Source organism: Lysinibacillus capsici (genome assembly GCF_003367505.1).
Taxonomy (GTDB): domain Bacteria; phylum Bacillota; class Bacilli; order Bacillales_A; family Planococcaceae; genus Lysinibacillus; species Lysinibacillus capsici.
Map to the genome: position 1 here is coordinate 21097 of NZ_PXXX01000009.1, position 24394 is coordinate 45490.

Annotated in this window: 21 protein-coding genes and 1 pseudogene; 13 read left to right on the forward strand and 9 right to left on the reverse strand. The window is 35.5% G+C overall.

What is annotated here, in order from left to right; translation table 11 throughout:
- Nucleotides 1–24: 24 nt before the first annotated feature.
- A complete protein-coding gene (locus C7B89_RS23395) occupies nucleotides 25–153 on the reverse strand; it encodes a hypothetical protein (protein WP_279495212.1) in 129 nt (42 codons plus the stop codon).
- 357 nt (nucleotides 154–510) lie between these two features.
- Here C7B89_RS23395 and C7B89_RS05510 point away from each other — a divergent pair, with 357 nt between their 5' ends.
- The 3 genes from C7B89_RS05510 (at nucleotide 511) to C7B89_RS05525 (ending at nucleotide 2470) form a co-directional block, all read left to right on the forward strand.
- Nucleotides 511–849, forward strand: a complete 339-nt coding sequence (locus tag C7B89_RS05510; RefSeq protein ID WP_048392571.1) for a hypothetical protein — start codon at nucleotides 511–513, stop codon at nucleotides 847–849.
- A 285-nt stretch (nucleotides 850–1134) separates the two neighbouring features.
- Entirely contained in the window at nucleotides 1135–1524 is a 390-nt protein-coding gene (locus C7B89_RS05515; RefSeq protein WP_048392570.1) for a hypothetical protein, read from the forward strand.
- Between the two features lie 763 nt (nucleotides 1525–2287).
- On the forward strand, nucleotides 2288–2470 hold the full coding sequence (locus tag C7B89_RS05525; RefSeq protein ID WP_115673274.1) for a hypothetical protein: 183 nt from the start codon (nucleotides 2288–2290) through the stop codon (nucleotides 2468–2470).
- A gap of 125 nt (nucleotides 2471–2595) precedes the next feature.
- Here the strand turns inward: C7B89_RS05525 and C7B89_RS05530 are convergent, their stop codons facing one another.
- The 3 genes from C7B89_RS05530 to C7B89_RS05540 all read right to left on the reverse strand — a co-directional run bounded on the left by C7B89_RS05530 (nucleotide 2596) and on the right by C7B89_RS05540 (nucleotide 9662).
- A complete protein-coding gene (locus tag C7B89_RS05530; RefSeq protein ID WP_115673275.1) occupies nucleotides 2596–6723 on the reverse strand; it encodes a chitobiase/beta-hexosaminidase C-terminal domain-containing protein in 4128 nt (1375 codons plus the stop codon).
- Nucleotides 6724–6786: 63 nt separating this feature from the next.
- Complete coding sequence (locus C7B89_RS05535) at nucleotides 6787–8643, reverse strand: S-layer homology domain-containing protein (RefSeq protein WP_244205576.1); 1857 nt, start codon at nucleotides 8641–8643, stop codon at nucleotides 6787–6789.
- 509 nt (nucleotides 8644–9152) lie between these two features.
- Nucleotides 9153–9662 carry a ClbS/DfsB family four-helix bundle protein gene (locus C7B89_RS05540; protein ID WP_115673276.1) on the reverse strand — a complete coding sequence of 170 codons (510 nt, stop codon included), beginning with the start codon at nucleotides 9660–9662 and terminating at the stop codon, nucleotides 9153–9155.
- Nucleotides 9663–10287: 625 nt separating this feature from the next.
- Between C7B89_RS05540 and C7B89_RS05550 the strand changes: the two genes are divergently transcribed.
- Nucleotides 10288–10749 carry a DinB family protein gene (locus C7B89_RS05550; RefSeq protein WP_048392558.1) on the forward strand — a complete coding sequence of 154 codons (462 nt, stop codon included), beginning with the start codon at nucleotides 10288–10290 and terminating at the stop codon, nucleotides 10747–10749.
- A gap of 466 nt (nucleotides 10750–11215) precedes the next feature.
- Here the strand turns inward: C7B89_RS05550 and C7B89_RS23005 are convergent, their stop codons facing one another.
- Nucleotides 11216–11377 (reverse strand): hypothetical protein, encoded by a 162-nt coding sequence (locus C7B89_RS23005; RefSeq protein ID WP_004225101.1) that lies wholly within the window; start codon nucleotides 11375–11377, stop codon nucleotides 11216–11218.
- A 398-nt stretch (nucleotides 11378–11775) separates the two neighbouring features.
- Here C7B89_RS23005 and C7B89_RS05555 point away from each other — a divergent pair, with 398 nt between their 5' ends.
- From C7B89_RS05555 to C7B89_RS05565, 3 genes are all read left to right on the forward strand, one after another.
- Nucleotides 11776–13200, forward strand: coding sequence for a VanZ family protein (locus C7B89_RS05555; RefSeq protein ID WP_115673278.1), 1425 nt, complete (start codon nucleotides 11776–11778; stop codon nucleotides 13198–13200).
- A 243-nt stretch (nucleotides 13201–13443) separates the two neighbouring features.
- A complete protein-coding gene (locus tag C7B89_RS05560; RefSeq protein ID WP_103118271.1) occupies nucleotides 13444–13968 on the forward strand; it encodes a hypothetical protein in 525 nt (174 codons plus the stop codon).
- 294 nt (nucleotides 13969–14262) lie between these two features.
- Nucleotides 14263–14997, forward strand: coding sequence for a class I SAM-dependent methyltransferase (locus tag C7B89_RS05565; RefSeq protein WP_103118272.1), 735 nt, complete (start codon nucleotides 14263–14265; stop codon nucleotides 14995–14997).
- A 1378-nt stretch (nucleotides 14998–16375) separates the two neighbouring features.
- On the opposite strand, the gene C7B89_RS05570 is transcribed toward C7B89_RS05565, so the two are convergent.
- Nucleotides 16376–16810, reverse strand: a complete 435-nt coding sequence (locus tag C7B89_RS05570) for a hypothetical protein (protein WP_066037272.1) — start codon at nucleotides 16808–16810, stop codon at nucleotides 16376–16378.
- A gap of 135 nt (nucleotides 16811–16945) precedes the next feature.
- Here C7B89_RS05570 and C7B89_RS05575 point away from each other — a divergent pair, with 135 nt between their 5' ends.
- Complete coding sequence (locus C7B89_RS05575; RefSeq protein WP_115673279.1) at nucleotides 16946–17860, forward strand: class I SAM-dependent methyltransferase; 915 nt, start codon at nucleotides 16946–16948, stop codon at nucleotides 17858–17860.
- A gap of 161 nt (nucleotides 17861–18021) precedes the next feature.
- On the opposite strand, the gene C7B89_RS05580 is transcribed toward C7B89_RS05575, so the two are convergent.
- Complete coding sequence (locus tag C7B89_RS05580) at nucleotides 18022–18405, reverse strand: VOC family protein (protein WP_115673393.1); 384 nt, start codon at nucleotides 18403–18405, stop codon at nucleotides 18022–18024.
- Between the two features lie 142 nt (nucleotides 18406–18547).
- Between C7B89_RS05580 and C7B89_RS05585 the strand changes: the two genes are divergently transcribed.
- Nucleotides 18548–19741 carry a Ger(x)C family spore germination protein gene (locus C7B89_RS05585; RefSeq protein ID WP_054550372.1) on the forward strand — a complete coding sequence of 398 codons (1194 nt, stop codon included), beginning with the start codon at nucleotides 18548–18550 and terminating at the stop codon, nucleotides 19739–19741.
- A 47-nt stretch (nucleotides 19742–19788) separates the two neighbouring features.
- On the opposite strand, the gene C7B89_RS05590 is transcribed toward C7B89_RS05585, so the two are convergent.
- Complete coding sequence (locus C7B89_RS05590) at nucleotides 19789–20544, reverse strand: class I SAM-dependent methyltransferase (RefSeq protein WP_066037270.1); 756 nt, start codon at nucleotides 20542–20544, stop codon at nucleotides 19789–19791.
- 267 nt (nucleotides 20545–20811) lie between these two features.
- Between C7B89_RS05590 and C7B89_RS05595 the strand changes: the two genes are divergently transcribed.
- The 3 genes from C7B89_RS05595 (at nucleotide 20812) to C7B89_RS05605 (ending at nucleotide 22835) form a co-directional block, all read left to right on the forward strand.
- The gene (locus tag C7B89_RS05595) at nucleotides 20812–21678 is read left to right on the forward strand and encodes an AraC family transcriptional regulator (RefSeq protein ID WP_066037269.1); all 867 of its coding nucleotides are present in this window, start codon (nucleotides 20812–20814) and stop codon (nucleotides 21676–21678) included.
- Between the two features lie 16 nt (nucleotides 21679–21694).
- Nucleotides 21695–22270 carry a GNAT family N-acetyltransferase gene (locus C7B89_RS05600; RefSeq protein ID WP_048392543.1) on the forward strand — a complete coding sequence of 192 codons (576 nt, stop codon included), beginning with the start codon at nucleotides 21695–21697 and terminating at the stop codon, nucleotides 22268–22270.
- A gap of 142 nt (nucleotides 22271–22412) precedes the next feature.
- Nucleotides 22413–22835, forward strand: coding sequence for a hypothetical protein (locus tag C7B89_RS05605; protein WP_066037268.1), 423 nt, complete (start codon nucleotides 22413–22415; stop codon nucleotides 22833–22835).
- 81 nt (nucleotides 22836–22916) lie between these two features.
- Here C7B89_RS05605 and C7B89_RS05610 read toward each other — a convergent pair.
- Nucleotides 22917–23759 (reverse strand): annotated as a pseudogene (locus C7B89_RS05610) (alpha/beta fold hydrolase).
- A 185-nt stretch (nucleotides 23760–23944) separates the two neighbouring features.
- Here C7B89_RS05610 and C7B89_RS05615 point away from each other — a divergent pair.
- Nucleotides 23945–24388 carry an SMI1/KNR4 family protein gene (locus tag C7B89_RS05615; RefSeq protein WP_054550378.1) on the forward strand — a complete coding sequence of 148 codons (444 nt, stop codon included), beginning with the start codon at nucleotides 23945–23947 and terminating at the stop codon, nucleotides 24386–24388.
- Nucleotides 24389–24394: the final 6 nt, after the last annotated feature.

Below are 24394 nucleotides of genomic sequence, written 5' to 3' on the forward strand. Positions count from 1 at the left end.
GGCTACCTTGCTTCCTCGATTGTTTCAGCCATCTTTAGTAACTGTAACTGTTGTTTGCCCTGTTACATAGTTTCGTCCTCCTAAGTTACGATATACTACGTTTACTAGATTGACTTTAAAGGCATCAACCAATTCGAGCTGTAGCGTCTGCAAACGCTACGGCTTTTTTTATGTATCTTTAATTGCAAATTAATAATTGTGTGTATCGCACGCACTTATTCGTTTGTGGCGTTAGTTGACCGTCACTGCCTCTCTCATTTTAGGGTCATTACCAACCCAGTGACACTAGTTACTTTCCTCATATTGTTCAATAGCTCCACTATTCGATGTTCTACTAAGGTACTATGTCATGAGAAATAGGTTAACCTTCGCATTACTTACTAAACCAATCCACACTTTTCTTTAATTTATAGATATGATTAATAAGACTAGAGAGTATACAGAATACTTCATACTATGAAAATATAATCTGCAGATTATACAAATTTTGTTTATTTGGAGGTGAAATAAATGAGTTTAACTACTGGCCCAATTGAAAATACAGGAAATCAACCAGCTAATGCAGCTAGTGTTCGTGTCAAAATTCTTAACCTTACGGGAGGTTTATTAACTGGCGTAGTAAGAGTTTTTCGACTAGATGGGTCAAGACAATTATTATCAACAACTCCTTTTGCCGCTATTGCGAATGGTTCTACCTTTGTAACGCCTGGTGTAGTTGGAGCTCAATATGAAGTTGAAATTATTCCAAATCAAAATGGTGGAATATATAGCGTTTATGGACGAACAGCTTCAGGTGTAATTATTGCTGCCCAACGGTTTGTGAACTCAGAATTAACACAGATTCTTTAGAATTTAATGTTAAGATTATAAAAGCCCTATACCAGTGTATAGGGCTTTCCATATTCATTCATTTACCTCCAGCTTATCACTCCTTACAGCACATTTTCTTTCTGACATGAACTTCAAATTGTCCAGCTAATCCCCATTCATATCCGAAATTGTAAATCTATCTCACCCTACTATTAGCTTCTAATGACTTCAGACCAGAAACTATTCTTCACTCCCCCTCCTTAATGTCCAAACAACTGTATTTGATATGAATAAGATATTTAGAGAATAGGAGGTGAATATAAAATGGCATCATTTGAAATAGGGGCGAGAGGTCTTTTCAATTTTCGAAACGAACGCTTTTTCGTATTAGTTGAAGATGAAATTACAATTCCAGAAAAAGGTGTTGAGATTGATCCAGTTAATATCTATGAGATTGACCAACAAACTTTTGATTTTATCAGAGATGAAGGAGATACACCTTTAGTTGTACCACGTTTCAATCTTCCTCCTGTACCACCTGGATTTGAATTAGAACGAAAATGTATTTTTACAGTTGATAATTCATACTTTGTAATCTATGAATTAGAAAATGGTACTGATAACTTTGTTATTTTAAGAATCAGTGCAGCTTTATTTAACTCATTGAGAAATTCTGGTGTTCGTGAATGTATTCCTCAAAATTTTATTAATTAATAAAAAAATTATTATATTTATAGTAATGTTCAGCAAGAATCCTCTTCCTTGCTGAACATTTTATTCAAAGTGTACAGTAAAGTTTCTTTGTTTTTATGACACGCACCAATAAACATAGAATAGGTTAACTAAAAATACATTTTGTGTTAACCTATATACATACCATTATTTGGAGGTGTGTGTGTTGACTGACAAAAATAAAATATTACTTAGTTCGGTTGGCAGTTTGGCTTTATTTACTTTAGGAGGATACAGGATATTCACTAACAACTTAGAAGTTATGTCCATACTAGTAGCCTATATTTTCTTTATTTGTGGAGTTATAGGCTTTGTTTTTAATGTAGTAAGGTTGTCAAAAACTCCACGTACTTAGCATTGCTTCGTTGCAATGCTTTTTTCGTTTCCCATAGTCATTCATTCTTTCATCTGCACAAAATATTGATTTGGTCGAGTTTTGATCTAAGGAAATTGGAACGTTGAAAAAAAGAGGGATCCTTTTCTTGATGGTTAAGATAAATAGTGATTTTTCTAATATATTCACTACCATCTAAACTTCTATAAATCCTTTTAAGTGGGGTATACTTATAAATAGTTTTATACATTAAGCATGAGTAGTTACTCTTATAGTTACAATGCGTCCCTCATTTACCTCCAACTGAAATAATTGTATTGAAAGAAAGGTTGGATGCTAATCTTTGATAAAAAGAAACTGCTTTGGGAGTGGAGTAAAAATTAGTGCTTATTTAAATAAGGGGATGATAGATTGAAATATATTTCTGCTTTGATTGGATTTATTTTTATTTCCTTTGGCTGTTTACTAATGAATATCACTGAAAATGGAGAGACATTTACAAATGTAACATTAAGGATTTCAGGGTTCTTTGCTTTAATTATCGGTTTAAAATTTATTTTTCCTAATATGGGCTTTATAAAAAGTAAAAAATAACCAAGTAATCATATGGACACTTGGTTATTTTTTGTTTAATGAACAACTTTTCAGTGTTATAGGTTAATTAGCAAACAACCCAGCACCAAATCAATATAGACTAGTGCTGGATTGTTTTTTAGATACTACTTAAATTCAATTTCCTCTGCCGAAGCCCCTTTAGTATACGTAATGGTCGCTCCATCAGGTAAATTTCGTATTTCTTTTACATTTTTTCCTTCGATAATAATTTCACCAATTTTCGTACCTTTAAAGTCAATAATCGCATTTCCTTTTTTTGGACTAATCGTTACTGTTTTATCCGCAAATCCTTCCCCATGGAATTCAGCATATTGACTAAATACAGCAATTCCATTTTTAATATTTGTATTTTTCCCTAACGATAGCGAAATGCTTGGGCGATTCATGATTAGTTTACCTGTTTTGTAGTTATCAAAATTGTATACATTTTCAGGTGTTATTGGTGTTGGTATTTCCTCATTGTCTGCTTTCAAATCAATTTGAACTAATACTGGGTCATGATCTGATGCACGGCCTTGTGCTTCTGTAAAGTTCGCATTTATATGAATCAAGTCAATTTCTGTAACGTCAGCAAGCTTATTCGAAACTAAAATATGATCCAACACTTGATTGTTTCCTTGGAAGAAGTAAGTAAAACGATCTTGCTCTGGGGCTTTATCTATCATATTCGTTAAAACATCACCCTTTAACGTTTGAAGAGCTGGTGTGAATTCAAAGTCATTCATGTCCCCTGCTACAATGATATTTAAATCTGGATTAATGGCAAGTCCTTCATCGATAAAATCATTGATGGCTTGAGCAAGCTGAATACGTTTCTTTACTGATTCTAGCACTGGTGGCTGAGTTGGTCCCCAAAGTGAACCATCTCCACCTTTAGAATTTAGGTGAGCTCCGATAATCACTACACGTTCTTTCTGGAATTCAAATTCGGCTGCAATTGGTTTTCGTGTATCTACAAATTTTGATGGATCAACAAAGCCAGGATTTAAAGCGAGGCTTCCATCTGCTGTCCACGTATTGGTTTGGTCACCCATCCCTTTTATACCTGACACTAATGAAACACGTTCTGGATTATATAGGTAACCTACACGAATATTACCGCCAGGTGCACCACCTACTGTATTGTTAATTGGCATGACATCAATCCAATCATACGCAGGACCACCCGCAGCTTTAATTGCATGAATTAATCGCATATAGCTTTCCGATGCATCCGCATTTCCTGAATCAGTTTGTCCATCATTATCTTGAACTTCGACTAATGTAATAATATCTGGTGATTTCATATTATTCACAAATGTCCCTGCAATTCTGGCTACTTTTTCGTTTGATGTATTGGCAGGATTATTTGAAAAGTTTTCGATATTATAGGAAGCGACATTTAACTTGTCCGCTACTGGTTCAAGATGCGTCACTTCTTGCTGAAGATTCGCTTTTGTCACTTCTGGGAAGACTTTATTTGTGTTCAGTCGATAGCCATCTGTAAAATTCTCTACAAATCCGATAAGGGCATCATTAAAACGATCACCTGAATCATAGTTTTTCCCTGCTACCCCTTCAAGCATAATTTTTTCTGGGTTATAATCATCGGCCGTTATATTTAAACCACCATTCACATTGAATGTATTATTAGTTGTGCTCGGTACAACAATTGGAGAATCGTTATTATAAATCGGTCCTATTACTCTCGCATCCGGGAATGATACCAGCATATACTCGATAGATTCCCAAAAATCGATGCCATCTTCTTGTGGGTCAAAAATTGCAAAACTATCATTATCGATAATTTTATTTGGTGGCAACAGATCCTCCCCTATCACAAGGGCTTCTGGAATTCCTGCTGTACCTGTTTTTGTAATATTTGTTGCTGCAATTTGTGTATCTGTCAATCGAGAGTTGCCACCTGCCTCTACTACATTTCCTGAAACGTTAATAACGTCCCCTACTGCTACATTATGTCCTGTCTTATTTACTTTGATAGCAGTTGATTTTACGCCATCAAATGACGACTCGTTTTCTTGCATAATAAAGCTAGTTGAATTTAAAACGAATGTTACAATTCCTGCCACATCATTTACTGTTAAATCGACATATGGTGATTTATGGCTTGCCCCTTGAATATCGCTAATCTTGGCATTTTTAGTATCAATAATTTCATAAACAAATGTAGCAATTGCACTGTTCGTTAAACCTTCTTTCACTGCAATCGCTTTAAGCGTCATTGGTTTATTAACAAGGATTTCCTCTGTATACTTTGCACTAGCTGTTGTTGGCGTTGAGCCATCCACTGTGTAATAAATCGTTGCTCCTTCAGTCATTGTAGAAAGGGAGACTTTCGTGCCAGCTGTTACGCCCCCGACGTGAGAAGCTTTGATATCCTGCACCTTTGTTACATCTTCAATAACGCGAAGAGGGAGCAATTGATGGTTTGTATATTGACCAACAATCCCTGTAATTTCCCCATAAGTTTTTCCACTCACTAAACCAGAATCTCTTGTTTTATCGTAAATAGCAAATGGGCCTACTTCGTCAGTACCTGTAAAGTTTTGACCCGAACCAGTAACGGTAACATTTTTAATTGTAACTAGTTTCGATTCATTGTCTTCCGCTACCTCATTACTTTTAATAAGATGTGGCTCTGGTATTGTCGAAGGAACAGGCATACCAACAAGTGAAATATTCGTTAATTGCTTTAGACCGCTATATTCATCTACTCGTCCTTGCACCGTCACTCGATCACCGACATTTGCGGCAAGACTATCCACAGGATAGATGGCTATCGCCGCCCCATCTTCATCTTGAATGTGTGCTGTAGCCGTTTCTAATTTTGCTGTCACGATCCCTGATACGATAACAGTTTGCCCGATTTCTTTATTACGAGCTTCCGTAATGGATATAACAGTTGGCTCTTCTTTAACTGTATAATTAAAGGAAGCAATGTCACTATCGTCTAGGCCTGTTGCAGTAGCAAATGCTTTTATAGTCATGGCTTCATTTACAACAATCCCCGCTGCTGCATCATAAACCTCACTAGCTACTGACGGTTCAGAACCATCGATTGTGTAATAGATGGTTGCATTTGGGGTATTTGTAGATAATGTTACTTTCGTTCCTGCATAAACTTCGCCTGTTGCTGGTAAAGCCTTAATATTCTCTACTTGTGTTGGCTCATAGTTTGATACTAATTGGAAGCTTTCCGCGCTTAACGTTTTTAATTGATAGGTCCCGTTAAAAATTGACGCAATCCCTGTCACTGTGATGACATCATTGTTATTGAAGCCATCTGCTTCAAACTGAGAGAACTGATAGCCTGTACGGTTATCATGGCGAATTAACAGCTCGTTATTTGCTGCATCGACTGCTTTAAATTCAAATGTACCATACGTACCAGATGGCGCTAAATCTTTAATCTTCACATTTTCAAGTGTGATTAATCTTCCTTGTGTGTTATCATCCGCAATCGGTAAATTTACTGTCTGCGGTGTAGGTGCCGTCCCTGTAGAAATCCGTTCAATTGTCGGTGAATTAAATTGAACCTCTCCACTATATAAACTAGTTTTCCCTGTGATGCTGACAATATCTCCAACAGCTAAGCTCCCTGCTTCTGCAGAACTAGAGAAGACATATATCCCTGCTGTCTCATCCTGTACATAGAAGGCCTTGCCTCCCCAGCTACCAGGTATTGTCGTAACCGTCCCTTGAATTTGAACTGTGCGGTCTGTTCCAACAGCTGCACGAGCTTCGGCAATTGTTGCTGTCTCGGGAGGATTTGGTTCAGTAGTATCGTCCCTAACAAACTCCATTGAAGTTGGTGATTTTAGCCCTGCATGGTTGCCAAAATATTTTTCCAGTGAACCTGTTATTCTAACTTTTTTCCCAAGATTACTTGGGTTAGTAAATAATCCGAAATTGGCTCTATAGGAGCTTGGTAATTGAATATACAGCATTTTCGTGACATCTGTTTCATCTGGTGTATCAGCGATCGCAATATTTGTGTCACTATCTGCTATCACAGAATAAGAAGTTTCACTTTTGGCGAACCCTACTATATATCCCTCTACAGCAACATTACTCTTTACTGCGGTTGGATCAAATTGATTGACCGCTTCCCCCACTCCAATAGCTTCTGTCGTTTCGGCCTTTACAACTGTGAAGTAAGGTGAAATCATAGAGATTACAAGTAAAAATGATAACGCTATTTTGGTAACAACATTACATTCATATTTCTTCATTCGTTTAGCTCCTTATGATTTTAGTCTAAAATAATCTTTTCCTTAGGTTTTACATGGAAGTTATTATTCAATTACTGTGTTCCCTACAACGGTTAACCCATCTAAAGAGAGGGTTACATTCGGTGCATAAATGATTAAATCTCCCGAAATAGTACCTGTACTACCAGATGGCATTAAAGAGTACCTCCCTGAAGCTGTTGGTGCAGTAAGCGTTACATTCCCATTCAAGGTATGACCATTCAAATCTATTACTACTAAATCTGTTAGCGTTACATCTGCAGTCACTGGAGCTGTTAACTTAATTAAGTCTCCTACTTTAGCTTTATTTAGTGCTTGTTTTAATTCCTCAGCATTCTTTACATGAAATTCATTCCCTTTTTCTGGTGGGATAACCGGATCAGGCGTCACATTTCCTCCCCCTGTGTCTGAGCCCCCCGTACTTGGCGAAGAGCCTCCAATAATTGCTTTAATTTGGGAAGCAACCGAGGTAAAGTTAGTAATAATATTTGTTACTGTAGAGCCTGCAGGAATTGTTAAGTTATTAATGCGTAAACCTGAACTAATTGTGAGTCGAGTATCAGCATTTAACACCGTTAATTCATTCATTACACCATCCACGTTCAATAATAATTTTACTGCTACTGGAAGCAATAATTGTTCAAACTTTACATTCCCAGTCATATTCAGCTTTGCCGTAGATTCAATTATTACCTTCGTTGCTGCTCCATTAATATTTATAGCGGATATGTTATCTGTTATGATAAGTTCTGGAATCGTCGTGTCTGACACGATGGAAAAGTTACGCTTAACTTGTACTTTTCCAGCTCGCGAATTTTTAATTTTCAATATGGATGTACGTTGCTTTTCGCTTTCTAATGAAGCCATTGCCTCATCACTCGGATTGGCTATAATTAAATCGCCTGCAAGTGTGACACCATCAAATTCAATTTTAGTTTTAACATTTGAAGTTATAATTACATTTCCTGTAACCGTTACATTTTTAACCGTCATATTATCTGCATTAATCGTAATAGAATCGAGCGTTGCATTTGTATTAAATACAACTTCCTTTTTTTCTGGATCTGTCTGATTTAAAACAATCGTATTCACTTTTGTTATGGTCCCATTTTCGATAGTAGCTGTAATTTTTGCCCCTGTTAGTGCGGTTTTGTTTTCAGCTGTAAAAATTGACTTTACTGAATCACCAAATAAATAAGTCTTACCATGAATAGCTAATTCATTTGCTGTATATTCCTCAACTTTAAACGTTACACTTTGAGAAGGTTGAGTAGGAGGATTAACAATACCTTCTGAACGAGTAATAAATGCCGCCATTTGACCACGTGTTACATTTGAAGATCCATCAAATAAGGTAGCTGTCTTACCTGTCGTTACGTTATTTTCATATAAAGCAGCAATCGCATCTTTGTATTCTACACGCACATCAGTGAATGGTAATGAATTCGTATTAGAAGCTTTTAATTTAAAAGCATTCGCTAAAATTTTTGCTACATGGTTACGTTGAATAAATTCATGCTGACGAAATGTACCATCTTCATAGCCATCAATAATTCCCTCTTGCCTTAAGGCAGCAATTGCACCAAAATATAGATGATTAGTAGGAATATCTTTAAAGTTTGGATTGCTCACATTTGATGTATCCAGTTCTAAAACACCTGCAATAATTTTAGCGGCTTGACCACGCGTTAAGTTTTGTTCGGGTTTAAATGTCCCATCTTTAAATCCCTTAATAATCCCACGATCATTTAAATTTTTAATTTCTTCATAAAATGGATGCGTTCGCTGAACATCCTTAAAACTACTGGCTTCAGATGTAATAGGTGCTACCACTACCGCTGAAGCTGTTAATGCCATTGCTGTTAATGCATTTAAATACTTGGATTTTCCCCATTTACTCATACTTTGCGTAATCCCTCCCTATTCCTGTTTAGTAAAGATAAGTTTTAAATCCTCTTAACAAAATTATCGGTAATTATCAAACAATACCAAAATATTGTTTAACATAATAATTTTAACAGAAAAATAATAAATACTTTGTTATTTAATATGAATATTCTAAATTCTATGTAAAATAGTACATATTTATCTTTTACAATAGTCATTCGAATAGTAGTTTTATATTATGTAATTACATTTTCGTATGAGCTAATGTACCAGCTCGTTCCGGCGGCATAAAAAAACTTCACTACTTTTGTAGAGAAGGACTGACATGACACCATAATAGCAGCTCGCTGAAAGATTGTTGCTTGACTGATTCCCTTCCACCTCCTTCATATGAAGCATCGAGATACAGTAAAACTACCATAGCCCATCGCACTTGTTGTCATAGTGGATAATAAAAAGCCCTCCATTTGTGGAAGGCTAAAGTCAATTCGTTTGGTTTGTTATAGTAAGGAACATCTAATCTTTTAAAGGTTCATCTTCTTCCATTTTCGAATTTTGGTTCTGAAATTTGTAAATGGAGCAACTGAGTTAATATGAACCCACTTCCAAACGGGCCAATTAGCTTGTGTTTTTGCCCATCGTCTTTGATCAACTTCAAATAATTCCTTTTCTGAAAGGGTATTTAACCACTCACATAAATGATTGACAGCTTCATTAAGCATTGCTTGTTGTTCCTTCAAAGAGTACTCTCCGTATTGTTTATAAAAAGAGTTATACAATCCACTTAGATTATTCCATTTATAGCCTTCTGCAGGTGTATGTACTTCTTCGCACTTTTGTTCTTTTTGCTCCCAGTGAAGCAAAAGATTTATCCAACCAAGTTGATAAGAAAGATTTTCAGATGGCGTTTTATCAACTTCTTTAATCCGTTTGTTTTTCAAGATTTCTGGTATATCATGAAATTCGGCAATATATTTTTTATACTTTTCGTTAATCGTACTAATCAATTCTTCTTTGTTGGCATACTGTCTCACTCTATTTCCGTCCCTTCCACCTATTTCTTAAGTTCAGTCTAACATAACGCGAATACGCTAATTTTGAAATTTTTTTTAAAAAAGTTGTTATATGGTAAGTGTTACCTTCTATTTTTTCGGTGGATGTATAAGTAACCAAAATTTACACACACTAACCTTGAGTGTATTACCCATAACGAGTGAAACAGAGGGTTTTATTACGTTCTTCTTTTCTTATGTGTGATGATTAATAATAGAGGTGCTTGAAGTGACTACATTCGGAAAATGCTTATATATCGCATTCTTCATCATTATTTTTTTATTTACAACCATTTGGAATTATATTAAAAATGGTCATTGGGCTTTGCTAGAAAATTTATTCTTTGCCTTTTGGGTGGCCAGTTTCTTATTCATGGCATTACTACTTAGAAGTAAAAAAGAAGAATCGGAAAAAGCTCAAAATAGAAGCTGATTTGCCTGATTTAACTAGTGTTAAAATCCGCATCTATATTTGCTGTAGCTCTAATAAGCTGCAGCTTTTTTATTGTTGCATTCATAAAAGCTAGTCAGAACTACTATTTTATCGGTATATTAAAACTTAAAATGTTATACTATTCAATAAATTACTTTGAAGAAAGGAACGTGAATGATGGAGGCTAAGACCATTTTGTTAGATCAACTTTTAGCTAATGCAAATGACCCAAGTTGGTATATCTCATTTTCTGAAGTCGTAGAAGGGTTATCTGAAGCAGAAGCCTTTTGGAAACCCGATTCTTCTAGCCATAGTATGGCTGAAATTGTCCAGCATCTAATCTACTGGAATGAAATTTGGCAAATACGGTATCGAGAAAATCAAGTGAAGGCTCCTTCGCAAACAAATAATGCGAATACGTTTCTAGTTAAAGAGGAGGTAACTTTCTATGAATTAAAAGAAAAGTTATTACATATCCTACTTACGTGGCAAGAATTAATTGAGGAAGAGCAACTTTTATCTATCGTAAATGGGTTCCCTGTGAAAGCGCAATGGTGGGCCATCATATCTAATGCCGCTACCCATAATGCCTATCATATTGGACAGCTCGCCTATTTACGTAAAATGGAAAAATAGACATTTATATGCTATACTCTTAAAATAGGACTACTGTTAATAGTCCTATTTTTATTTGTTGCTGCTTATTTAATTCAAATAACACCAAAGGGAGATGCATGTGAGCCTAGAAGAAATTACACAGATCTATTCATTTTACTTCTTCACGACACCAATTTTAGTAAGATTAATTGTATTTAATTTTATTTTTAAAGCCCATAAACATACTATGGTTATTTTATTGGATGCTATTGTTTTAGTATCAACCACTATTTGGTTAATATTGATTAGAGAGGTCATTTTCCCTCTGCCTTCGTTAATTTTAAATGTATTTAGTGTACTCTACATCCTATTAATTATTGACATTTCTATCAATTATTATCGCATAAAAAGAAAGAGTTCATTGAAGTGAAAAGCCCAATTTATACATATAAACAAGCTCCAAACAAAAGAAAAAAGCATCTTTTTTCAAGATGCTTTGCTCTTACTATTGGGGCAATTCTTCTGGTGTTTTCTCAAATTCAAGTATATGTCCATCAACTTTTGCTCTTTCTAGTTCCTCAATAAATTCTTCCTTACGTTCATCAAGTCTGGAGTCAAGTGTGTTTTGATAACCCGGAAATAGATTGTAATCTACTGGTTTCCCCATAAGTTCACCTCTTATTCTCAGCTTTTTTATTTATTATAGGGTATATTGATATTTTCTGACAATTGTTTATGTCAATTTTGATTACAAGGACTGACAAGACAATACAACGGAAGTCTTATAAAAAACGCCTACCTATACTTTATTGCCCATAAAATTATGCTGATAAATCGAAACAGCAAGGTTTGTCTTTGCCTCTAAACGTGCAATTTTCACAAACTTTGTTGATAATCCCTAGACTGTTCCTCCCCTTTTTTACGGAAAATAAAAGCATTTTCCCTCAATTAGGTATGCTACAAAATCTTAAGAAATCTTCATAATTTTTCTCAATAATTATTAATAATTACCATTTACAATAAGAAAAGTCGACAATAGATTAACATAGTTAGGAGCATCTTGTCTTGGGCGTTACAGATATTATGAATAACATTCGAATTTTAATGTTGCCAGTCATCCTTATAGTTGGTGCTGAGTTCTTACTTATTGGACTTTATTATTTCCTCTATCATAAAAAACAACAGTCAAATCGAAAAAAAATAAACTTTAAGCAACTGATACTTGTAGCACTCTTTATCGGCTATATTGTATTTGTGTGTGAACTAACGATTTTTGGGCGTGGTTCTTCCCATTTCATGCAAATGAATCTCCAACCATTTAGTGGCTATATAGATGCATGGAAGAAATACTCGTTACGTGATCTTCAAAATTGTATTTTTAACATTTTAATGTTTGTGCCACTGGGCATTTTCTTACCTTTACTTTTCTCTAAATTTAAATTGTTTAAATGGCTTCTTCCTGTAGTGGTGATGGCAACCTTATCCATTGAAACGTATCAAACACTTACAGGAGCAGGGATTTTCGAGCTTGATGACTTAATCAACAACTCGCTTGGTGGGATTATTGGATACCAGTTATATAGACTAGGATCTTCCATTGTTCAGCATAAAAAAATAAAAATGAAAAGTTTGATCGGTAACCTAGCCATTCCTCTCATGATGGGTTTGATTTTTATTGGCATGATGATTGTCTACGCTCAACAGGAATTTGGTCATTTAGCAATTAATGCCTACACAAAATCAAATATGTCGGATGTTGATGTAACAACCTCATTAGATTTACATACAGCATCTACCGTTGCCCCCGTGTATAAAAAAATAATTCATACAGATGAAGTTGAGACTTTGTTGCAAAAGAAATTGGATTTATCAGAGTTAAGTCGGCAGGATATTAGTGGTGATCGTGAGCTCTTATTGAAAGATAAAGAAGAGAACTCGTATACGCTATTTATTAATTCAGAGGGAAATTGGTCGCTAACAGACGATCTTTATACGCCAGTGCAACCTTCCTTAGCTGTGCAAGAGACACTTGTGAAGAAGGCAAAGAGTATGATGGTTGAGCTTTCTCTCCTTCCTAAAGATGGGGAGTTTACAGCTTTGGATAATGGCGTATTTGAATGGACGCTTCCTGACCAAGCTGAATTGAACCAAGATTATTGGCTTGGTGAGGTAGAGCTCGGTTTGAAGCCAGATGGTAGTTTGTATTCATTATCGTATAATATTCATGAGCATCAATTGATCCGTGAAGTAAATATTTTGTCACCTGCAGAGGTGTATGAACGAATTAAAAATGGCAAATTTCCACAGATAAAATATAATGCACTTGTAACAGAAGAAGAACTGTTGATAAAAAAAGGCGATCAGCTTACTGTCGATTTAATAGAGCTCTCGTATATGTATGATACAAAAGATTTCTATCAACCCATATACAGAGTTTCTGGTACATTAAATGGAAAAAGTTGGTTCACCTTGATTCAGGCGAGAAAGTAGCTTTTTTGATACCGCTAACTAAGGAAAGCCCAGACTTGATACTGGGCTTTCTTTTTATATGAGTTGAAATAACATCTCAAACTTTGGAATACTTCTAACAAAATGGACACCATCAACAAATAACTACTTAAAAATACTAGTGTTTTTAGATTTTATCTAATCTGTAGCCTAGGTGTCCGTTCAATTAAAGATAAGAGAGTTGAATATAATATTTATATTGAGAGCATAAAGGAGGGTTAGAGAATGTTCGGTAAACATACATGTCAGAACTGTTGTCCAAATGAAATGAAATATTTCCCAAAAATTGTTGCACTTCCTGGTCCTGTTGTTCCTGTCCCTTCACCAGATCGAAGTGTTTTAGCGTACGGATCCCTTAGAGGAGATACATTGGGCCCTTTATCACCTGATCCAACACCCGTCACTTTCCAAGTGGTTGGTGCGCTATCAAATGTTACGGTTAGCCCATCTGGGAATGAATTGGTCGTTCAAAATGACGGTGTCTATCAAATCACCATTTCGATTAATGCGCAAGCAACAGCAGCCCCTGATCCTGATCAACCATTTTTCACAGTTAGCATTACCGTCAATGGTCAACCGATTTTTCTAAACGGCATTGCAGTCTTTAATGTTGTCAATAGAAGTAGCTCGGCCTATGTGGTCCAAGCTACATTAGCCGCAGGGGATTTGGTGGGAGCCAGTGCAGCTTCAGATTCCTTCGTCGCTAGTTATGCTAACCGCTCCTTAACGATTGTTCAATTGAGTGGTTAGATTAAAAGTATATAAAGGACAGTAGCTCTCATCTCTAAATTTTAGAGATGGGATCTTTTTGATTTGACGAGGAGTGTATTCGGCTTTCCTCTAATACTTATTATTTATTTCTTACTCATAATCAAGTGACGCCAAGTCTGTTCTTCTCCTATTTTTTAGGTACGCCTGAATGATCATGTGTTATAGTAAAAAAATAGTTACATGAGGTGGAGCAATGGTTAGAAGAAGATAGCTAGCCTCCTAGGTTGTCAGTAGATTTAGGGGGCGAACTTAATTGATAGGAGTGTTCTATACATGAAACAAAATAAATATGATGAAATCAATTTCTTTTCCGAATATGAAAAAATGCCACGTTCTGTTCAAGGACTAGACGCGGCAGGTGAATGGCACGTATTAAAAGCACTTCTTCCAGATTTCCAGGATAAGACCGTACTTGATCTAGGCTGTGGCTTCGGCTGGCATTGTCGTTATGCCCGTGAACAACAGGCAAAATCAGTAATTGGTGTGGATTTATCAGAAAAAATGCTGCAAAAAGCGCAGGAAAAAACGAATGATCCTTTTATTACCTATTTAAAGATGCCGATCGAAGATATCCATTTCTCCGCTTCTCAATTTGATGTAGTAATTAGTTCATTAGCAATTCACTATGTACAATCCTTCGAAGCACTTTGTAAGAAGGTTTATGCTTATCTAAAACCTAATGGTTCATTTGTCTTTTCTGTAGAGCATCCTATATACACATCACGCAATGAACAAGATTGGGTCTACGATGAGAATGGCAACCGCCTGCATTGGGCAGTTGATCATTATCAGACAGAAGGCATTCGAGAAACGACCTTCCTTACCGAAAATGTTATTAAATACCATCGCACACTGTCTACTTATATGAATGTCTTAATACAAGCTGGATTTACGATAAGTGCGGTGAAGGAACCTATGCCTTCAGAGGAAATGCTAAAAAATATTCCGGACATGCAAGATGAACTACGGAGACCTATGTTTTTAATCATTGTAGCTGAGAAAAAATAATCACTGTGTGCTTAGGCAATATGGATCGGGTATCGCTAAGTATACAGCTATATCGTATATAAACAAAAAACCAGATGCTCTCTTTTGGGGAGCACCTGGTTTTATTGTGAAAGTGAATCTTACTAACTTACTTAGTTTTGATTCGTTATAATACTACGACAACTTGAGGCGCTGAACAAGTTAAAATATTTTCCAATAGGATTTTAGGGGGAATTAATGCTTTTTCGAGAAAATAAATCATTCTATCAAATTTTAAGTCTTTCTTAGTTTCATTAAAATAAGAAATAATGAAAATGACTGAACGTAGCTCATGACACAGGGTCATTTACCAATGACAGCCCCAATGTATGGGTGGGTGACTGTTTGCTATTTTCACATAATTTAAAGTATGTTTCTACAAACTGAAATTGATAACAATGCTCTCCCTGCTCTAACTGAAAAATTTCTGCTGAAAGCGTGAAATCCACTTCATCATTCTCGCTTGGTGATGGGAAAGCAAGACATGGCTGTTACAACCATACAGGTCTCTATGGTTTTAACTATGATAGGTGAAGCTACTAATTTTTCGTGCTATTCATAAAATATGTTGAAGAAACACGTCTGTAAAGGAACATTAAACAAAAAGACCAGTCACTCTTTTAAAGAGAACTGGCCATTTTGCGTTTAGGTTGAAGACTATGAAATATCTTCATTCACAGATTAACATATTATACTGAACAATATCTGAACAACCATACAAAAAAGACTAGACTCTCACATGATGATGTAAGCTCTAGTCTTTTAAGTGAAAGTGAATCTTACTAAATCTTGTCTAGCTTTAGATTCAAATTACAATACGAATGAACAGGCTAAAGGTTTCATAAATTCTTTATTTTTTCGTTAAATTATAGGACTACCACCACAAAAAGACCAGGAAACACGAAAAAATGTGAATCCTGGCCCTTTTGTGAAAAGTGAATGTTACTAGTTTGCTTTAGTTCTTTGTATTCTACTGATGAGTTAGACGGCTGATGTTTTAAAAAGTTACACATTCTTAAAAATTTTTTACTCTACTAAAAAAATGGCAAATCAAACACGCCGTCAGCTCCATCTATAGCACACGCTCCTCTGACTTATATCGGTCTTTTTCCAGTAAAGATATTTGTCCTTCAGCAGCTACTCTTCCTTTAGCCCATATTTTCCCTTCCGAAGCCGTGACACTCCAGTTAAATTGTTGTGTGCCTTTATTTTTCACCTCATATCAGATACCGAGTTCTTCATCAGAATGGTCACTATAAAAGGAGGTATGAAATTCACCATTCCCAGTTGGTTCATCTACATAATTCACAGGGAAGATCTATGCTGTATCCCTACTTATTTAGCTTGTGTTGGATACTAACTAATTCTGTGAATCTTCCGTTGCTTTTTCTAAAAGACTAAAAAAAGCGTGATCTTTTATCAGTTCAAAGCTTTCATTTGTGTTAAGGAGAACCAATATTTTATTTTTAGAATCAATGAACATCGGGTAGCTTGTATTGAGTGAAATTGTCATTCGGTAATCGTAATCAATAGTTTTTATGGCTGTTTTTTTGAATGTTGCCTGTTGAAAAGACTGTATCAATTCTTGCTGTGTTTCTTTTGATATTTTCATTTCAGAAAAGATATCTTCTGTATCTGTATCTATACGATGTAGCGTAACAGTGGAATTTTCCACATGAAAATTAGCATTTTCTAATAGATCAATAGCAGAATAGCTTTGATCTTTCCATGTAATGAGCATAACACTAATAATTACTGCTAAGAGTAAAGATAAGCCTATTTTAAATTTTTTCATATTACTCCTCTTTCTCAGTACCTAAAACTTGACAAAAAAAATGTTTTTATGCTAAAATTTACATTTAAATAAATATTATATATAATAGGATTCTCCTGGCCAGGGGAATCCTATTTTTTGTTAAGGAGTGTTGGTATGAATCAACTGGAATCTAGTATCACTTCATTAGTTGCTGCCTTTAGTAGAGCCTACCATAGCCAATTTGATACGCCGAAAATTTTTGATGATTATATAGCCAAAGAATTGATTTCACAAGAAGAATATCAAAATATCCAAGCTAATTTGATACAAGGCATTGCATTTTTTAATAAAGATATCGCTACAAAGTTTAAAGACGATTCAAAGGAATTAATAAAATGGATAACACAAGTTCAACTCTCACCGACTCCTTTGGCACGTGCTGCTTATTGTGAAAGGGTCTTGCATAGCGAAATACAGCTTGGTGTCGAGCAATATGTCATCTTAGGTGCTGGCTTTGATACTTTTCCATATCGTCAGGAGCAAGGACAAACCATGCTGGAAATTTTTGAGGTGGATTATCCCACAACACAGGAATCAAAAATGAAAAGATTACAGGAAGCTTCTCTCCCCCTCTTGAATTATCTGCATTTTGTACCGATGGATTTTACAAAGCAATTTCAATCTCAATTATTTTCAGAGCAAGGCTTTCAATCTAAAAAAACATTTTTTAGTCTGTTAGGTGTGTCCTATTATTTAACAAAAGATGAATTAGCAAGTTTACTCAATCATCTATTTGCCTTAGTTCCATCAGGTAGTTCCATTGTTTTGGATTATGGTGATGAAACACTCTTCACCGAAAAAGGACTCTCTAATAGAGTAGAAAACATGGTCAAAATGGCCGCAGTTGGTGGTGAGCCAATGAAATCATGCTATGCTTATGAGGACATGGAGAGGATGCTAGATCGATTAGGTTTGCTTATATATGAACATCTATCTCCTACAGCGATTCAAGAGCTGTATTTTCAAAATCGAACAGATTACTTATGTGCTTTTGAAACTATCCATTACATGCATATTGTTAAAAAATAGGTCCATCCCATTTGATTTTATAAGATTCTAAATTTTCTTTTTATTACCCAGGCAATTAACTATTTCAATATAGAGAATTAGTATACTATAGTAGTGTAAAGCTAATTAGCCTTACACCTCCTAGATTTGTTACTAGGGTCACTGTTAACGCAGTGACCCGCTTATAATGATTGACAAACACCTAAAGGATTCCCATCAGGGTCATAGAAGGTAAAAAATTTGGTGTCCCCTTCTCCTTCTAAAGCCTCGACTTGAACATGATGATCCACTAGAAATAAATAGGTCTCTTCAATATTTTTAGAGAGGAAGTTCACATATTTCCCCACACCAAAGTGATTGTCTGGAAAATGACATGGCTGATGCTCCTTAGCTTTTACTAAGCAAATGACCGTGGGGAATTGTTCAGTGATTTTCATAACTGCTGCGCCCTCTTCTATATATTGAAGCTTAAATCCGAGTATTTCCTCATACCATTTAGCCGATAATTTAGGATCTTTTATTGGAATAAAAATGGCCTCTACACCTTTAAATAAGGATTGTTTCATTTTCCTTACCTCCATTTCACAGTTTGTTTTCTTCATTTTATTCTCCTTCAAAAAGATTCATTGAGATTTTCATTATTGATTATTTTGCCTGTCTTTTGCTTATCCTTAATAGTATCCGAAATGTCTTCTTTTCCTAGAGGAGGTGTCCACCATTAAACACAAGGTATCATTCATCCTATTGCTGTCAGTACTTCTTTTACTAGGTGGATGCTGGAATAAGCGGGAGTTAAACGAACTAGCTATTGTTACGGCTGTTGGTGTGGATAAATCGGACGAGCAATTCGAAATTTCTGTTCAGATTGTTAATCCAAGTCAAGTGGCTTCGAACAAAGCATCTGGCATTCAGGTCCCTGTTTTTACCTACCATGCAAAAGGTAAATCATTATTTGATGCCATTCGAAAATTAACAGCGCTAACACCTAGAAAGCCTTATTATGCGCATGCCCAAATTATCATTATTGGTGAAGAAATGGCTGAGGAAGGTATGAATAGCATTTTAGATTTATTTCAAAGAGACCCAGAAGGACGAAGTGATTTTAACTTTATTGTTTCTCATGATTCGACTGCACAAGAAATATTAAGTGTTTTAACCCCTTTAGAGGATGTGCCTGCTAGCAAAATGTTTAAATCATTAAAGGTTTCTGAAGCAGTATGGGGGACAACAGAATCTGTTATTCTTGATGATTTAATCCAATCTTTAGGCAGTATTGATCATAGTGCCGTCTTACCCTCTATTCATATACACGGTGATGCGGATGCTGGAGATTTTAGCTCAAATATAGAAAAAATTGATAGCCCTGCACAATTAAAATATGGTGGACTGGCTATTTTTAAAAATTATAAGCTCATCGGCTATTTAACAGAACAAGAAAGCAGAGACTATAATTTTTTAAATAATAATATAAAAAGTACATTTGAAATTATTGCTTGTCCTGAAGAAGGGAAAATCTCAACAGAAATTATTAATTCTTCTACTAAAGTGACAGGTCATTTTCAAAATGATATACCTTCGATTTCCATCAAACTTGATATTGAGCAAAACGTTGCAGAGGTAAGTTGTTCTTTAGATTTAACAAAATCAAAAACCATCGATGCTTTAAATAAAGAAACGAGCAGACAAATCAAGGAACGATTAGAACGTACACTTCAAACAATTCAACAAACCTATCAAGCCGATTTATTAAAATTTAGTAATGTACTACATCGAGAGGACTATCGAGCATGGAATCGAATTAAAAAGAACTGGCAAACCCTCTACCCTAATCTTGAAGTTCAAATTGAAGTCGATGTGCATACAAAAGGAGTAGGAACTGCAACAAAATTAAAACTTGACTAATTCGTAAAAATGACCAGTACTCTTTTATTGAGTACTGGTCATTTTAATTAACGTACCGCTTCAAACGTTATGAGTGACGTTTCTTCAGTTGGTTGTTGAAGGAACTTATAATTCGCAGAACAAGTTATTGCAGAAAAGCCAATACTTTGTAATAGAAGCTTAAATTCTTCAATTCCATACCAGCGTAATAAAAACTTTTGTAGTTCTGTATCACTTAATGTGCCTTGTTGCCACTTCTCATATTTTAAAACCATCAGCGTATATTGCTCCACCCAATTCATGGCAATCGATTTTCTTTCAAGGGCAATTCCTTCATCTTGTGAAATTTGATGGTAAGATGTCGTAATTTCTCCTGTTTTCCAGTCTGTAGGAAGTAATAAATCTACTAGGAGTCTCCCACCAGGGACAAGGTGCTGATACATAGAGGTTAAAGCTGATAGTGCTTCTTGATGATTTTCAATTAAACAAAATGAGCCTGTAGGCATAACAATGGCTTCGTATTGTTGACCTAAGGTGAATTGGCAAACATTTCCTTCATACAGCACTGGCGTCAATCCTCGTTCTTGGCATCTTTTTCGACAGGATGCTAGCATTTCTGGGGAATGATCAATTCCCTCTATTTCAAAGCCTTTTTCCATAAAAGGAATATAGAAACGTCCAGAACCAACCCCTGCTTCTAGAATCTTCCCCTTTACACCTTGCAGTCGTTCTAGATAATATTCAATATCTCCATCAAGCGAGTATCCAACTGGTTTCGTAAAATCATAAAGTGCTGTGCTTAACGGTCCGTAATTTTTGTACATATATTCTCCTCCGATTGTTTGCGGAAGAAATCAACTAATCTATTTATTCTCCCGCACCTTAATTATATTCAATGGGAAAACAGAGCTGACTATCATCATCTATCACTCACTTTCTTGTAAATTTAGTTAAATTATACATTTAATTGTTGTTTTAATCAATGTTTCTATTGATTTCCTATACATTACAATTTAATGTACAAATTAGCACAAATTATCAAAAAACCCTTCCCATTAAACGGTACCATTGAGTTAAGAAAGGATGATGGTATGGATTATTTTGAAAGAATTCAAAACGCCATAGAGTTTATTGAGAAAAACCTACGTGAAAAGTTAACGATTACAGATATTTCTTCTCAGTCTTACTTTTCAGCATTTCATTTCCAACGACTTTTCCAAGCCATTACAGGTTTTTCTGTGCAGCAGTATATTCGCAACAGGAGGCTTTCTGAAGCAGCTTCCTTATTAGCAACAACAACGCAGAATATACTTGAGATTGCAATCAACTTTCAATATGGTTCTCAGGAGGCATTTACACGGGCATTTGTTCAGTATTTTGGTGTCACACCTGCTAAATACCGAAAAGGAGCCAACTCCATACCATTTCAAACCAAAATAAACTTTTTGGATTATAAACTGGAAGGAGAACTCCCTATGCAGCGACCGGAAATACTTCACTTATCTAAAAAACGTATTACAGGCTATGAATACAAAACGTCCTTACAAGACGAACAATACTATGCAGAAATCCCTGGCTTTTATTTGGATTTTGGTCAGCAGCAATATTATGAACGAATCTCCCATAAGGTAGCCCCTAATATGGCGTATGGCATTTCTACAAACTTTCAGGAGGATGGCCGGTTTTCTTTTATTGTAGGAGAGGAAGTCGAAATCTTTGAGGAGCAATTAGAGAAAGGCTTCACCCACCTTGAAATTCCTGCTGGTAAATATGCAGAATTTACATTGAATGGTACTGCGGAAGGAATTCAAAATACAAGACGTTTCATTTACGGAGTATGGTTGCCGAATTCTAATTATGAGCGCGATACAGGTCCTGATTTTGAAATAACCGATGTCATGCAATCGATCTACCCACAGGAGATGAAAATGAAAATCTACATTCCCATTAAAGAATAATAAAGGAGCAAGGTCGATGATTATTGAGAAAGTATTTAAGCAGTTCCCTACCCTACATTCAGCTAATTTACAATTTAAAAAAATTGAAGACTCACATATACAAGAGCTATTTGCTATTTATGATAATGACAAGGTATTTGAGTATTGTGGCATCATCCCAAAACATAACCTTCAAACTGTTCAAAAAATGATTGGCCATTTTGAACGTGATTATACGAAGAAAAGCAGGATTAAATGGGGGATCTTCGAAATATCACAGCGTGAAAAACTAGTAGGGATTATCGAAGCGATGGACTTTAATCAAAAAGTAGATATGGTAACAATCGGTTACTATTTAGCTGAAGCATCCTGGGGAAAAGGCATTGCATCAGAGGCAGTTGCAACAATCGTAAAATTTTTATTGGAAGAGGTAAATGTTAATCGAATACAGGCAGAAGTCATGCCTTTAAATGAACCCTCGAAAAAGGTTCTGTTAAAAAATGGATTTTTAAAAGAAGGTCTTCTGAGACAAGCTTCATTATGGTCTGGTAAGGGTGTTGTTGATTTAGAGATATATGGCTTATTGAAAGGCGATTACAACTTGAAAGACTAAACTCTACTAATGAGTTTAGTCTTTTCTTATATTGTACAGATAAATGGACATTTTACCATCTCCTAAAGGGCTTTTTAACATAGACTAGAAATAGATGACTCATGCTAGCATGACATTGTAATCATAAAGGAGCGTTTTAGAAATGGATGGAAACAGATATTTAACACGAATGAATTGGGAATTTAACAATTATCATAAATTTTCTAAATGCTATTGTGACTCAAAGAATGTTTACTTTGGTCACTCTCCCAGCGTAGATCATCCTATTATTGAGGAAGATTCTTATAAAATAAAATATTATAATAGTCCCCAATTTGAAAAAAAATATCAGAAACAAAATCAAATTGAAAAGCATTGTCAAAGCTGTATTTGTAGTCACTTAGAATGTTTTGAACCAGGGACTTTAGTAGATGTATACCTCTCAGATGGCAGCCAATTTCTAGGAATATACTTTATTTATCTTATTCCGCAAAGCTGCTGCGGGTACTTCCTTCAAATCGATGATATGGCACGGCCTGTCATTATGGACTGTCAAAACATTGATGCAATACGTAAAACTTGTTGAGGTAGTTGATACTTTGGCTTTTCTCTTTTTATTATTAAAATAGGCTGGTTAATTGCTATACAAGCATAACCAGCCATTCGACTACCTCTCGTTTATCCATTGAATTAGTTGTTCATTAAAAAATACAGGCTCTTCAAACATAGGATTATGACCACTTTTTTCAAAAATGACTTTCTTTACATAGGGAATATGATCTACTGCATCCCATAATGAAATAGGGGCTACTAAATAATCATACCTGCCTAGACCTAGAAAAATTGGCTTGTTAACTTGTAGCATTTGTTGTAAAAGGTTCTGCTCCGCAAAAGCTACTCCCCATAGATAATCAATAATTTCCATATTCGGATGAACGTTATCCCACATAGAGGTAGCATTGAACATAAAATCATAAAAACTATGCGCCCCCATACGAATACACATATGAACAAAGCGTCGTTCAGGCTCCTTCTTTAGATCCTGTTCCAATAAGGCTATTTCGTGCGCAAATTGATGTTTACGCTCCATACTTGCATGTGCCTCAAAATAAGACAAGCTTTGTTGCTGTCTTTCTTGACTATTCGATGTTGCTGTATTTAAGAGTACGAGTTTTTGAACATGCTGGGGCTAGGCTTTGGCATACGCCATTGCCATAAATGCATGTCCTGAATGTCCTAAAACTATTAAATTATCTAGCTGTAGGATTTGTCTCGCACACTCCATATCCTTCACTATTTTGTTTAATGTGTAATCTTCTTGCGTAAATGCTTGAGCTGGCTTACCAAAACCTCGATGATCTAAAAAAATCACCTGGAAATGTTGATAAAAGTCTTCTGAGAACAGACGTGGATAATAAACACTACTCCCCACCACTAAAATTGGTTGGCCTTGCCCCTTTATACAATAGTTTAATTCAAATCCATCACACATAAGTTTTTGATATGTCATTATCTTCATCCTCTTTTCTATTTTTGTATCATCACTCCCTTCCCTCTTGGTTTTCCCGTGTTTTTTCCATTGAACGCTCTAGCATTCTATCACCCCAGTAGATGTTATTATTTACATTAACAATATCATTCCCACAGATTCCTAGCAATGAAGGATCGTGTATACTGAATAAAAGGAGAATGTCTATGAAGGAAGATCTAATAAAGCGTTTGCGGTTATTTTTATTTAATGAGAAGCATCAAACGTTAGTGGGTAAACCTGCAAGTCAAAGGGAAATCATAGAGGCACAGCAACAACTTCATGTACAATTTCACAGCGACTACGTAGCGTTCATTGAAACGTTTGGTGGGGCATATGCAGGTATAGCAATCCATGCTTTTTCTAACGGCTCAAGTCTTGGAAACGAAACCGTTGTCGATTTAACACTGGATTTTCGTCAACAATATAAAGAGTTCCTATCTCCAAATGTTTTAGAAACGAGCTATGTTATTTCAATGGATGGTGGAGGTAATCCCATTTTCATCGATCCATCAGGCCATGTTTTTATTTGCGATCATGATTGTGGAGAAATTAAGCGAATAGCTGATTCATTTGAGTTGCTGATAGAAGATTGTTTTTATGAATGGTAAGTTACT

Excerpts from the sequence above, each read along its gene's own strand:
- C7B89_RS05510 (WP_048392571.1), top strand. The coding sequence starts at position 511 with ATGAGTTTAACTACTGGCCCAATTGAAAATACAGGAAATCAACCAGCT.
- C7B89_RS05515 (WP_048392570.1), top strand. The coding sequence starts at position 1,135 with ATGGCATCATTTGAAATAGGGGCGAGAGGTCTTTTCAATTTTCGAAAC.
- C7B89_RS05530 (WP_115673275.1), bottom strand. The coding sequence starts at position 6,723 with ATGAAGAAATATGAATGTAATGTTGTTACCAAAATAGCGTTATCATTT.
- C7B89_RS05535 (WP_244205576.1), bottom strand. The coding sequence starts at position 8,643 with ATGAGTAAATGGGGAAAATCCAAGTATTTAAATGCATTAACAGCAATG.
- C7B89_RS05550 (WP_048392558.1), top strand. The coding sequence starts at position 10,288 with ATGATGGAGGCTAAGACCATTTTGTTAGATCAACTTTTAGCTAATGCA.
- C7B89_RS23005 (WP_004225101.1), bottom strand. The coding sequence starts at position 11,377 with ATGGGGAAACCAGTAGATTACAATCTATTTCCGGGTTATCAAAACACA.
- C7B89_RS05560 (WP_103118271.1), top strand. The coding sequence starts at position 13,444 with ATGTTCGGTAAACATACATGTCAGAACTGTTGTCCAAATGAAATGAAA.
- C7B89_RS05565 (WP_103118272.1), top strand. The coding sequence starts at position 14,263 with ATGAAACAAAATAAATATGATGAAATCAATTTCTTTTCCGAATATGAA.
- C7B89_RS05570 (WP_066037272.1), bottom strand. The coding sequence starts at position 16,810 with ATGAAAAAATTTAAAATAGGCTTATCTTTACTCTTAGCAGTAATTATT.
- C7B89_RS05575 (WP_115673279.1), top strand. The coding sequence starts at position 16,946 with ATGAATCAACTGGAATCTAGTATCACTTCATTAGTTGCTGCCTTTAGT.
- C7B89_RS05580 (WP_115673393.1), bottom strand. The coding sequence starts at position 18,405 with ATGAAACAATCCTTATTTAAAGGTGTAGAGGCCATTTTTATTCCAATA.
- C7B89_RS05590 (WP_066037270.1), bottom strand. The coding sequence starts at position 20,544 with ATGTACAAAAATTACGGACCGTTAAGCACAGCACTTTATGATTTTACG.
- C7B89_RS05595 (WP_066037269.1), top strand. The coding sequence starts at position 20,812 with ATGGATTATTTTGAAAGAATTCAAAACGCCATAGAGTTTATTGAGAAA.
- C7B89_RS05600 (WP_048392543.1), top strand. The coding sequence starts at position 21,695 with ATGATTATTGAGAAAGTATTTAAGCAGTTCCCTACCCTACATTCAGCT.
- C7B89_RS05605 (WP_066037268.1), top strand. The coding sequence starts at position 22,413 with ATGGATGGAAACAGATATTTAACACGAATGAATTGGGAATTTAACAAT.
- C7B89_RS05615 (WP_054550378.1), top strand. The coding sequence starts at position 23,945 with ATGAAGGAAGATCTAATAAAGCGTTTGCGGTTATTTTTATTTAATGAG.